We start from the raw sequence: 12,382 nt of genomic DNA, 5'->3' as shown, positions 1-12,382 counted from the left end.
GGCTAATAATTTAAATCACGCAAATCTCCTGCACAACGGTATAAAAAATTCTGTGTAAAACTGACACACTCCCAAAGAAGCAGGGGCTTTGAAATTCAAAGCCCCCGCTTCTTTATTTTGTAGCTGAATGGAATTTAAACCGAACACGGCGGTATTAGCATTGGTATTATATTTTATAACTTCAAAGCTACCTGATTTCGTCTGCTTTATTTAAATATAAGCGATGTTATGGTCAAAATTTATACAGCGTTTTTAACAATCTTCTGGCAAAAGCGGTAGAAGATTAGGTAGGCCACCGCCATTGGCAAGCTCGTTGCAAGTAGATACTGCATATACGTCATTGGGATAACAAACGTAAGAAGTGACGGAATCAAAACTACCGCGAGCAAAAAGAACTGCCATACCATCGTTGCCTTTTGCCGCCCAAGTGCAATAGCAGAGTTTGTAAGAGGCGTCACCACAAAGCGCACCATAAACAACGGAATCAAATATCTGAGATATTCCGCCATGGGTGTCCATTCCTCTCCTAAAAATCGGGAAATGATGGGTTCCCCCCAAAGCAGCAAAATCCCGAACGGGATGATAGAAACGATAATCAGCCATTTCGTCACAGTAGAAAATGTTTTACTAAGCTTTTGGCCGTCGTGCTTGTCTACGGAAGCTCCCCGCAAGAACACCTGTGAAACTGCACTGGAAACCAGCGTTAACGGTTGCGCTAGAAGTCGGTTGATTAGGCTGTAATACCCGTTCATCACTACGCCGTAATTCATCTGGGTAAACACACCCATCATATTTATGGCAAGGTTGTTAGCGATGGCGCTCGGGAGCATGTATTTGGGGTACACCACATTTTTACGCGCTACTTTCTTTAAAAAGGAGATACGGAACATCGAGCGGTGAACGCGGCCTTTTAATGTCATCAGCATGCGTAAGTTACCGAAGAAAAACGACAAGAACTGCCCGACAATTAACCCCCAATAGCCAGCACCTAACAGGGCTAGTCCAATTTGAGCGACAACCATCACCGAAACGCGGATGATGTTGGAGATCGAAATCACCTTGTATTTTTCAAACCGAACATTGTAATAGTTGAGTGCGGTGGTAAGGCCGCAGATGAAAGTCGTAAGAGGAACCATCCATAATGTATTTTCCGCGCCGCCCGTGAGCCGCAGTGCAGCGCCGAGAGAGGGAATAAAGGGCCATATTGCAAGACCTATCAGCGCCGAAAACAAAACCGCCAGCGCCGCGCTGAGCACAAAAGCGCCGCCCGCCTCCTCGTCGCTGTCTACCACCACAACGGCGTAATCGTAGCGGAAACAGGCGATTTGCTGCGTGATGCTTGTAATCGAAACATAGATGCCGTAAACTCCTTGCAGTTCTGGCCCGTAGAGCCGGCCCAAAAGCGGCAGGAACAGAAATGGAATCAATTGAGCCGCAGCCGTACCACTGCTTAGCACCGCCACATCTTTTAAAAAATGATTATTCCGTAGCAAATTTATCTTAGCTTCTATAAATGACAAACTATAACCTCCAAATATTGATTTGAAGAATTTCATTTAAAAGGAATTTGGTGATACTAATTGATTAAATTTAGATAAAAATAAAAATAGAATCAATATTAATGTACCAGGGGAACGAAAAAATTCCGCATATGGCTTTATATTATTTTTAAAATGAGCTTTTACAATTTCCCATTTGATTCTTTTAAAAACACTTCTTATATTTTTGCTTATGAGGCATATGGATAATAATAATACAAAAACAATGCCATATAAAATAAGTAGAGTTAGGCGCAGTCTATCTTCAGGCATTAACGGAGAGATATAATCAAAAACATAAAACTTAAATATATTATTGAAGACATGCATTAAAATTGGATATATTATGGAGCCCGTTAGAATATAAACGCCTCCTAAAGCCATACCGGCAGCAAACACGGCAAGTATTTGAGTGCTATGGCACAATGCAAACAAAATGCTGCTTGAAACAAGTGCAAATCCAAGGCCATTATGAGTTTGCGTTTGCAGCAGAATTCGACGGAACATAATTTCTTCACACATTGCATAAAAAGCTATAAAAAAGCTGGCTTTAATAAATCCGATACTGCCTTCTGCCACAGTGACTTTATCTGCATGGCAGATATTCCAAGGAGTGATGCTAAATATAGAAAGTATTTCCATAATAAAAAGCATTAAAAAGAATACTAAAAGCATAATCAATATCTTTTCGTATATAGAGAATAGTGGGTGCCATTGAATGGTTTGTGTTTGCTTATTCCTCTCTAATTGCTTGCGAAAACATAAATAGAATATTATTACACTGGCTATATAGCCTCCCGCTCTCGTTAAATTGCCGGCTGTTGTGTCCTCAAATGGAGAAATTGCGTGAGCACCACTACTAAAATAAGTAAGTATCGTAATTCCAAGAAAAGTAATACCGGTATATTGCAAAAACTGGTCTTCCTGTTTTGATTCCATTATGTTTCCTCCTATTTACTTTAGATTAAAAACATTAAAAAATTCATAAAAGCAACAAAATATACCACTAGGGCTCCTGTAGAAATAAAATAGGCCTTATATTTACTTTTATCGGATTTCATTTGCACCCAAAGCTTTTTCACATTTGCTTTTATGAAAAGGGCTCGCAGGCTAATTTTCTGTCGAGCAGCATAAAGAAGAAAGCACATAATACTTAACACAGCAAATAAAGCCCAAAGAAGATAAAAACGGGGGGATGGGATTCCTTCGTAAAAGGGAAACAGGTAGGTCATCACCACCATAAAGCCGTTATGCGCCATATGCAGAAGAATTGACCACAAAATGCGGCCGGTTTTGGCGCAGAGAATTCCGACGCAAAATCCTAGTAAGAGAGCATAAAGCACTTGGAGACTGACACCATGCGCGAGTGCAAACATAACTGAAGAAGTAACTACAGCAAACATCGTCCCATATTTTTGCGCATACTGAAAACCGATTCTACGGCATAGAATTTCTTCATTCACAGGGCCCAGAATGCAGGGACCAATGATTGATATAATTAAATTAAACATAGGTTCCGGGTTAAATTCATCGGGTGAAAAACTCTTCAAATAAGGAAGACTCAATAAAACAATCCCGTATTCAAAGAAGAAAAGAGATAACATTAAAAGGATGCTATCAATTATTGGCAGCTTAGAAGTTGTTCGCTCTCCAAGAATAATCTGTTTCGGGGTCGTCCGGAAAAGACGGCTGCCTATTGTAAGAACAAATAGCAGTGAGAAAAATGGTAATAAAATGTGCGTCATGTTATCAAAAATCGAGATTTTAAGAATCTTTTGTAAAATACCAATAATTATTTTAGCGATAAAATAAGATGTGAGAAAAAGGATAATAAAGCGATTTGCAAAGGTAACAATTCCATCCAAGTTTTCTTTGTTCTCTCGGGATTCCATATTGATTTGATTTTGAATCATAGCAAACCTTCCCTCCCTTTCTATAACTATATTTATTATAGCACTATTATTATAACAAACTATATCATAATCTGCTTTTCCCTGTTCTTTTGATAAACTATAATCAACAATTCATTTAGATGATTTGAAAAAAGTCTACTTTTAAGTCTCAAAAATTTCATCTTGATTTTCTCAATTATATTTTACTTGATTATACATAAAAAAAGATACCGCCTTTACAGGCAGTATCTTTATCTTTTTATTGTGTATTTAAATCTTTTAGAAATTATTAGTCATCTAAATTTTCATTATTTGCGGTCTCTAAACTTTTCTTATTTTTAAATAAATAAGGATGTAAAAAGCATAGAAGACCACTAATGGATGCCGCAGGAAAAATGACCTTGGTAATTAACTCGAAGGATAAAACCAAATCGGGATTTCCGGTAATAAGTCCAATAATAATACCGATTGCCTGACCAAAGACACACAATAGTCCACCGATAAAAAATATTAAAAAACCAATAAAAATGACTGTTTCATATATTTTCTTCATTCAAAACACCTTCCATCACAATATGATAATCGGAACAGCTTGTTTTCACTGATCAATTTAATATGGTATGGGCAGTATGCCAAGAGCAACAAAGCAGGCGAGCAGAGTAATAGGTACAACGAACCAAACAATCAGTGGTACAAATATTTTTGGCGGGTTTGCCCCTGTAAGACTGCAAGCAACAAACAATGCTCCTGAAGCTGGTGGAGAAGCACCTTCGGTGGATGCGACAATCAGCAGGCCAATTGCGGCAGCCAGCGGATCAATTCCCGCGTACACCAAAATAGCATGAGAAATCACTCCAACAGAAGTCAGGGTAGCAGTCGAAGAAAGAGGGCCTGCAACAACGGCTACCAAAACAAATATGACAAGAACCGTTAGCACCTTTGAAAGATTAAGAACATCGAGAATTTGAGCGATATCATCGGACAATCCCAAATTGGAAATGATATTGCTGGCGGCAAATACAAATAGAAGTAGTCCGCCAATGCTGGTGAATTCCGGAATCAATTCCTGAATGAAATTTTGTCTTGATTTTAAATTAATTCTGATGTTTTTCCAATCTAATAAGAGAATGGTAAGAGTCATTAAGATGGGAATCCAAACAAGAATGCTGATGCTACCTATTGCATTATCCCAATTTTTTGACTTTGCTGAAACCCAATTGGCAAACGGCCCCATTGTAAGCAATACAGGAATAATGGCACCTAAGAAAATGAAAGCGTTTTTCCCGTATTCATGAAACACCGCAGAGATAGGCTTAAGCTCTTCTTTAAGTACAGGTGGCTGAAGATTTTGTTTGTGAATTTGATAATAAATATATATAATTCTCCATATAACCTGATAAATGCCTGTAACAAATAATGCAACGTAGATTTGCCCTTCCGATACCAATTGCGCCACGGTAGGAAAAGCAAGCACTATAAACATGGAAGAGCTGGGAGGGAAACCTGCCCCTAACCCGCCGTTTGCAGCGATAAGGGTTGCCGCACTTTCCTTTGACCAACCGGTTTTTATCAACCATTGCGCAGTAAAAGCTCCGGATGTGGCGGCGTTGGGCGTATTGCCGCCAGACAAACACCCTAACACCGTAGACAGCGCAGTGTTAACATAGGCTGGGCCGCCTTTTAGTCTGCCAAACATGCGATTTAAAATATGTAGCATTCCTTCTAGAACAGTAGATTTACGCAGTAAAAAGGACATAAACACGAATGCCAAAGAAGCAAAAAGGACTTCATAGTTTAATGCGTATTTTAATCCTTTATATAATAGAATAGGAGCTTTTGCTCCCCCGAACAAAGCGACTGCTATCATGCCTACAAACATAGCCTCGCCGATATTTCGCTTTAAATTAACGCTCCATATGATAATGATTGCTATGAATACAATCATAGCCGCAAGACCAGGACCCATATGAATTCTCCTTTTCTGTGTAGATTGATATCTATCAGCATTTGAAAATTAATACGTCGCTTTTATAAGTAGTAATATTAAAAGCAAATATTGAAGTGGATGAACCGGCTGTACCAAGCATTTAAAAATACGCTTGATAACACCGATTTTTCAATTCACTTTGCTATCTAATGCAATGGCAGCCTCCAATAGCTATTATTTTACTCGGGTATTTCGCTTAATAAAATAACAATTGGTTTTATTATCGGTACTCAGGCTCGTAAATATAGTCCGGAGCACAGTAAACAATATCTCCGTCTTTGATTGTCAGCTCCGGCTTAAGCATACGGTTTGCTTCAAACTTGCTTCCTTTCCAATCGCGATAGATCTGATGAAATTCCTTCCAGTCAAAGACGGCCACATCTGCTCGTGCGCCTTCGGACAAGCAACCGATTTCACCGGTCATATTCATCAACCGGGCTGGTGTACTTGTTGCCATTTTCACCACCTGCTGCATTGGAATCCCCATGCAAATATAGCGAGACATCAGGTTTGGCAAGGAAAAAATAGTACGCCGATACATACTGCCAAGCACCAAATCTGTACTGCAAATATCTGCGATAAAGCCCTGCGCCATCGCGGCTTTCATCACATCATAATCACCATGTTTGCGGCCTTCGGCAGTGTCGAACCAGATGCCGCGTTCTCGCGCTTTTCGAACGCATTCATACAGTTTTCCATTTTCATCGATGATGGTATTTTTAGCACCCTGATACACATGCTCAAAAATATCGCCGGGGCGCAGGGTTTCCAGCACTTCGCAGGTAGGAACCGGAAGATCGGTGCAGTGTACTTCCACCGGGCAGTTTATTTTTTCTGCGATGGCAACCGTGGCCCTAAGCGGTGCAATGCCCAACCCCATAGCCAGTTCTTCGCTCTGCCTGATTTTAAGACCAAGAATATTGTCTTTGTTTTCTTCGTAGATTCGGGCAATCTTTTCCGCGTTAAAATATTTGGGGTCGATGCACTCATGGTAACTGGTGGTTACAAGCCCGGCTGAGCACATTTGCAGAAAGCATTTGATGGTCACTTTACTTCTCTCAATCACGGAAGAGCGGAACATCCGGTAGTTGGAGACTCCTGCCGTCGCATCCACAGCGCTTGTTACACCAGTTGGCAAATAAGCAATGTCCGGGTAGATTCCGATATCAGTACCCTCTGCAAACATATGTGCATGCGCATCGATTAACCCGGGGAAAACATAGCGACCGTCGGCGTCAATCGTATGTTTTGCCGGTTCTCCTTCTTCGTATTTTGTTATTTTCCCGTTATAGATGGCTACCGGCTGAATGTTATCTACCTGATTAAGGGGGTCGATTACATGGCCATTTATGATAAGTAAATCTAGCATTTTCTCTCCTTCTCGCTGCATGTTCTCGTTGTACAGGAATACGGAGTTAATCAGCATTCCTGCACAACAGCCTTTTTAAATACTTAGTCTGCTTTCATCTGGCCTCTCATGTATGCTAATAGAATAGCAATTATGGAAGCCACCGCAGAAACCATACTTGCCGGCTCTGCAATGCTTTTCGACAGCGCGGTAGACAGCGCCCCATTTAACGTAATGACAGCAAAACCCTGAGCAAAAACCATAAGTGTGATTGCCAGAAAGAAAATAATAGTAGATATAACACAAAGGGTATCTAAAATCTTCTCTGCTTTTTTCATAATCATTCTCCTTTCACAGACTATTGAATAACAGGCAGCACTCCAACTGCTACCAGAGTAGCCACCCCAATCAACGGAATAACATAGTCTGTAATCAGAGGAATAAAAATAACCTTTGGATCATCTACCTCAGCCAATCCGCACGATATAAAAATCGGAGACGAGCTTGGAGGAGAGGCGCCTTCCGTGGAAATGCAGATCATAAACGCAACAACTGCGGCAATCGGGCTCACCCCAGCACCTACCAGAACAGAAAACGCGACCGAACCAACGGCAGCTGTTGTTGCAACTGCACTCAGAGGGCCCGCCACAAGTACAATCATGATGCAGGTTAGAATAATCATGACCAGATTTGGCAGGGTTAGTGCTTCCAGAAGAACCTTGAGGTCTTGATCAAAGCCAACCATAGTAAGCACCTTGCTGGCCGCAAGGGCAAACAGAAGAACGCCGCCCACAGTTGCAAAGGTTGGCTGGCAACCCTTGAGCAGCCCAACCCACTCCGAGCCAGTTTGGGGCAGATTTTTTCTACCTACGATTAAACAAATTACACTTACAACTACGGGAACCCAGAGAACGATATTAATGGAAGCTACGCCCGCTTTGGCAAAGGATTCTGCAGCAGTAAGAAATTTTGCGATAGGACCCATGGTCAAAAACAGAGGAATTGCGATACCCACCAACATTAACAAAGAGGTCCAGTTATCACTGAGCGACTGTCCGAATGGTTTAATCTGATCCTCTGGAACTGCCTGTACGTTGTATTTTCTGGCATACAGCCACACCCGAATAAGACGATACACAAATGTCCATGCACCGCCGCACAATACGGCAATATAAGCCTGCCCGACCGTCATTGCTGCTGCAACAGGAGCTAGACCCAGCAGCAAAAACATTGCGGTACAAGATGGCATGGACTGCCCAACACCGGCATTACCCGCATTCATTGTAGCCGACACTTCTTTGGGCCAGCCGCTTTCCTTCATCCAAGGGACTGTAATTGCGCCAACCGTTGCACAGTTCGCAATCGCATTACCGGATACAAGGCCGAATAAAAAGCTGGCGCATACGGAGACATATGCTGCTCCACCTTTTATACGGCCAATCATAGAATTCAAAAGCTCAACCAGTCGTGCGATCATTCCTGTTTTTGTCATAATGACTGACATTAGTAAAAACAGCATTGTTGCGAGAAATGAGCTCTCTTTCGAGGCTGAAAGCAAAGCCGTACCCAAAGTGCCCGGTAAGGCAGTAATTCCATTAAACAACGCAACAATGAGAAACCCAATCCCCATACATTCCGCTATATTTCTTTTCAGTAAAAGCATCCAAAGAACGATTGCCGCAATATAAATAACAAATGACCAGATTCCAATTCCAATTCCCAAAAACATAGATTTCCCCACCCTCACAAAAACTTAACCGAAGAATTTCCCTTGGATAATCTCCACATTCTTTTTCACCAGAGTGTCTTCTACCCACTGGCGCTTTGCCGTTCCGTTTTTTGCAGCGGCTACCTTACTGGCATCCATTTCTGCGTATTTTTTGGCTTCTTCCAGAATCTGAGCCGCATCAGTTCTAGGAATGATGATGACACCGTCACGGTCACCCAAAACAATATCACCGGGATTGACGGAAATGTTTCCAATGGAAATCGGCACGTTTACCTCGCCGGGACCTTCCTTGTACGGGCCGCCCGGTGTGGAACCGGTAGCATATAAAAACATCTCCATTTGAGACAGCTCTTCGATGTCGCGAATCGGGCTGTCCAGCACAATTCCCTGCACCTTGCGGGTGCACTGGGCATAGACCGCCATGATCTCCCCCATCAGGGAGTGGGTACGATCTCCCTCGTTCGATACGATAATTACATCGTTGGGGCCAGCCATATCAAGAGCTTTATGCAGCATCAGATTATCGCCGGGACGAGCCTTTACTGTTAAAGCTGCGCCAACCATAATTGGTTTGCTTGGGCTACTAATCAGACGAATCTGAGAATTGAGTGCACAGGAACGCCCCATTGTGTCTGCTACATTGGCCGCAGGCAGAGTACGAAAGCCCTCCATCACTTCGGCATCCGGTAAATCACGTTCTAAAAAAATTCTGTTACCTACACTCATGTTCTTTTCTCCTTTCACATTATCAAACTTTATTCTTCAGCCGGAATCAATTCTCTCAGTTCAGGAACAACTGCTTTTAAAGGTCGTTTGCAGAAGAAATCATCAATGTTCTGCGCACAAACCAGAGAAGCACGGCTGGAGGCTTCTTTTGTGGCTGCGCCGATATGCGGAGCCGTCAGTACATTGTCCATTTGCAGTAACCGATTGCCCTTTTGGAAGGGTTCCTCCCAAAGAACGTCTAGCGCGGCTCCTGCAATTTGTTTTTCTTCCATCGCCTGAATTAAGGCAGGTTCGTCTACAATCGAGCCGCGGGCGGTATTGATCAGGAAAGCTGTCTCCTTCATCATGGCAAACTCCCGCTGCCCAATGCTGTGAATGGTTTCTTTTGTTGCAGGCACATGAACAGATACGTAGTCGCTCGCACGAAAAATCTCGTCTCGGTCCTGTGTCATCTCAATGTAATCCGGCAGTTCGCCACGGTGGAACGGATCAAAGGCAATCACCCTCATATCGAATCCCATGGCGGCTTTTTGTGCTACCAGCTTGCCGATGTTTCCCAAACCAACCAAACCCAGCGTTTTTCCGTTTAGTTCCGTTTTGGGAAGCTTGAACTTTGCGAAGCTGTAATCGTCCTGATACAGCTTCTGAACCAACTTAAAATTGCGAGAACAGTGAAGCATATAGAAGATTGTCAGCTCGGCCACCGAAATGCTGTTTACACCAGGTGCGTTCATCACCAGAATGTTATTCCGGCGCGCCGCCTCCAGATCAACTCCGTCGTACCCTGCCCCGTGCCGGGCGATAACACGCAGGTTGGGTGCCGCATCTAAAATTCTGGCGCTTATTTTTGCGGTTCGAACGATCATGGCGTCACAGTTTCCTATGTCGGAGAGAATATCTTCTTCGCTGGGACCTTTCCCATCAATAATCTCGTAACCATGCTCGAGTAAGTAATCGTATCCCTCTTTTAAAATAGGCTGTGGCAATAATACCTTATAGGCCATAATGTAAGCCTCCTTTCTTTTTCACTAAATATTAACGCAATTCCCATGCCAAATTATTTGTTTTGTATGTAAAAAATAGAAAAAACGCGTTAAAAGGCGGATGATATCTAGTTTTTTTAATTTATTATACAAAAGCGACGCCTGTACGTTTAATTGATTATTATAATAAAGCATGATATAGTTTCAGTATGAATTTCAAAATTGAAATTCATACTGAAACGGAGGACTCGCTTATGAAAGAAATTCGGGATGTTATGATTTTTTCCGCATCAGATGTTTTTACCTCTGTCGCACGGCAAATTATTCAGAAGCGCCGCCTGACCGGTAGGGTGGGAATCATTGAAGGGACGGGAAAGAATACGATACGCAATGCCAAAGAGGCCGTTTCCTCCGGCGCAAGGGTACTAATAGCCAGAGGGCGCAATGTTCGTCTTCTAGAAGAAAACGTGCCCTGCCCTGTGGTGGATGTTCCTTACCTTTATGAAGAAATCTACGACTCGGTACATATGGGCAGCTTCGCACCGGAAGAAATTGCTCTGATTGGTTTTGATAACGCTTATGATACGATGCTGCGCTTCCAACGGATTTCTGGCATGAATGTACAGGTAATCAACCCAGAATCTACAGACACCATTGAACAAGATGTGATTGGAGCGCTTAGCCCCTGCATCCGGCTTTTGATTGGTGGATTTTCCGTAAAGCTGGTAGCGGATGCCCATCAACTACAACATGTGATGCTGCGGGTTCATTCCAGCAATGTGGAGATTGCCATCGACCGCGCGCTGAATATTTTAACTTCGATGGAAGCAAAGGACGAGTATCTCCAAACAATTTTGGCCACTGTAAACGGAACGCCAGACGCAGTGCTGAACTATTCCCGCTCGGGGGAGCTCCTCTTTTTAAACGATAATGCCAAAGCGCTGTTTCACAATCGGCCTCCAAAAGAAATCCTTCCTCTTCTCTTCCCTGAGCAGGAAATTGAGCAGGTTTTAAGCCAGAAAGAACCCACGCAAAAATCAATTGTAAATTTATTTGACCGAGTGTTTCTGGTAAACTGTAAGCCAGTTATTGTAAATGCACAACTAAAGAGCATGGTTATCATTGTCGGCAGCGGAAACAGAATTCAGTCCGCAGAAAAACAAATCCGTATGAAGTTAAATGAAAAGCATCCCACCGCCAAATATACGTTTAACGATATCATTGGCAAGAGTGTCACCATTCAAGAAACGATTCGGCTTGGGAAGAAATATGCTCGAAGTAACAGCGCAATCCTAATTTCTGGTGAAACGGGAACCGGTAAGGAGGTTTTTGCGCAAAGTATCCATACCTACAGCGACCGTGCCACTGAGCCCTTTGTTGCCATAAACTGCGCCGCACTGCCGGAATCTATTTTGGAAAGTGAATTGTTCGGTTATGTAAAAGGTGCTTTTACGGGAGCCAACAAAGAAGGTAAAATGGGATTGTTTGAGTTGGCCCATGGAGGTACTGTTTTTTTGGACGAAATAGGTGAAATGAACATTGATGTTCAGGCAAAGCTTCTCCGTGTGCTGCAGGAAAAAGAGATAAGCCGGTTGGGAGACCATAAGATTATTCCGATTGATGTGCGGGTCATCAGCGCAACCAATAAAAATTTGGAGGAGTTGGTACGGAAACAAAAATTCCGTGAGGATTTGCTTTACCGACTGAATGTTCTTGAGTTATACTTACCCCCGCTAAGAAGCCGAAAAGAAGATATTTCCAGCCTGATTGAGCATTATACGAGTAAAAACTGCCCTGAGATATCTTTCAGCGCAGATGCGATTTGTCTGCTTCAGCAGGGAGATTATCCGGGGAATATCCGGCAGTTCTTCAATCTCCTTGAGCGCGCAATTACTCTCTCTGAAAGCACCTGTATTTTACCGGAGCACTTGGAAGGGATTATACCCCGGCAAACAGCAAGCCCCCTTCCTTTGGTTGCTTCCACCCCCGCCTCAACCCAGATAGATCTAGATCTGTATGAACGAGAAAAAATTAAAGAGATATTGCAAAGAAGCAGCGGAAACCGTGCACAAGCGGCGGCAGAATTAAAAATAAGCACTACAACTTTGTGGAGAAAGCTAAAAAAGCACCATCTCATACCTTAAATTCGCTGCGTACAACGGAAATTTATCATATACTA

The 12,382-nt window shown here is 42.7% G+C and carries 11 protein-coding genes; 1 reads left to right on the top strand and 10 read right to left on the bottom strand.

Features of this window, described 5'->3' with window-relative positions; translation table 11 throughout:
* Positions 1-239: 239 nt before the first annotated feature.
* The 10 genes from E7L17_RS07290 to E7L17_RS07245 all read right to left on the bottom strand — a co-directional run bounded on the left by E7L17_RS07290 (position 240) and on the right by E7L17_RS07245 (position 10,224).
* Positions 240-1,520 carry a lipopolysaccharide biosynthesis protein gene (locus tag E7L17_RS07290; RefSeq protein WP_316322598.1) on the bottom strand — a complete coding sequence of 427 codons (1,281 nt, stop codon included), beginning with the start codon at positions 1,518-1,520 and terminating at the stop codon, positions 240-242.
* Positions 1,521-1,556: 36 nt separating this feature from the next.
* Positions 1,557-2,477 carry a CPBP family intramembrane glutamic endopeptidase gene (locus tag E7L17_RS07285; RefSeq protein WP_316322597.1) on the bottom strand — a complete coding sequence of 307 codons (921 nt, stop codon included), beginning with the start codon at positions 2,475-2,477 and terminating at the stop codon, positions 1,557-1,559.
* Between the two features lie 20 nt (positions 2,478-2,497).
* A complete protein-coding gene (locus E7L17_RS07280; protein WP_316322596.1) occupies positions 2,498-3,451 on the bottom strand; it encodes a type II CAAX endopeptidase family protein in 954 nt (317 codons plus the stop codon).
* A gap of 268 nt (positions 3,452-3,719) precedes the next feature.
* Entirely contained in the window at positions 3,720-3,983 is a 264-nt protein-coding gene (locus E7L17_RS07275; protein ID WP_316322595.1) for a hypothetical protein, read from the bottom strand.
* Positions 3,984-4,040: 57 nt separating this feature from the next.
* Positions 4,041-5,396: a TRAP transporter large permease subunit gene (locus E7L17_RS07270; RefSeq protein WP_316322594.1), complete on the bottom strand. Its 1,356-nt coding sequence runs from the start codon at positions 5,394-5,396 to the stop codon at positions 4,041-4,043.
* Positions 5,397-5,637: 241 nt separating this feature from the next.
* Entirely contained in the window at positions 5,638-6,786 is a 1,149-nt protein-coding gene (locus E7L17_RS07265) for an amidohydrolase family protein (protein WP_316322593.1), read from the bottom strand.
* An 83-nt stretch (positions 6,787-6,869) separates the two neighbouring features.
* Complete coding sequence (locus tag E7L17_RS07260; RefSeq protein WP_316322592.1) at positions 6,870-7,103, bottom strand: hypothetical protein; 234 nt, start codon at positions 7,101-7,103, stop codon at positions 6,870-6,872.
* A gap of 20 nt (positions 7,104-7,123) precedes the next feature.
* Complete coding sequence (locus E7L17_RS07255) at positions 7,124-8,494, bottom strand: TRAP transporter large permease subunit (RefSeq protein WP_316322591.1); 1,371 nt, start codon at positions 8,492-8,494, stop codon at positions 7,124-7,126.
* A gap of 24 nt (positions 8,495-8,518) precedes the next feature.
* Entirely contained in the window at positions 8,519-9,220 is a 702-nt protein-coding gene (locus E7L17_RS07250; protein WP_316322590.1) for an RraA family protein, read from the bottom strand.
* Positions 9,221-9,249: 29 nt separating this feature from the next.
* Positions 9,250-10,224: a hydroxyacid dehydrogenase gene (locus E7L17_RS07245; RefSeq protein ID WP_316322589.1), complete on the bottom strand. Its 975-nt coding sequence runs from the start codon at positions 10,222-10,224 to the stop codon at positions 9,250-9,252.
* A gap of 233 nt (positions 10,225-10,457) precedes the next feature.
* On the opposite strand from E7L17_RS07245, the gene E7L17_RS07240 reads away from it, so the two are divergent.
* The gene (locus E7L17_RS07240) at positions 10,458-12,347 is read left to right on the top strand and encodes a sigma 54-interacting transcriptional regulator (RefSeq protein ID WP_316322588.1); all 1,890 of its coding nucleotides are present in this window, start codon (positions 10,458-10,460) and stop codon (positions 12,345-12,347) included.
* The last annotated feature ends 35 nt before the right edge of the window (positions 12,348-12,382 follow it).

This window comes from Clostridium sp. (genome assembly GCF_032576335.1).
GTDB lineage: Bacteria > Bacillota > Clostridia > Oscillospirales > Acutalibacteraceae > Faecalispora.
This window is presented reverse-complemented; position numbering and strand designations above follow the sequence as displayed.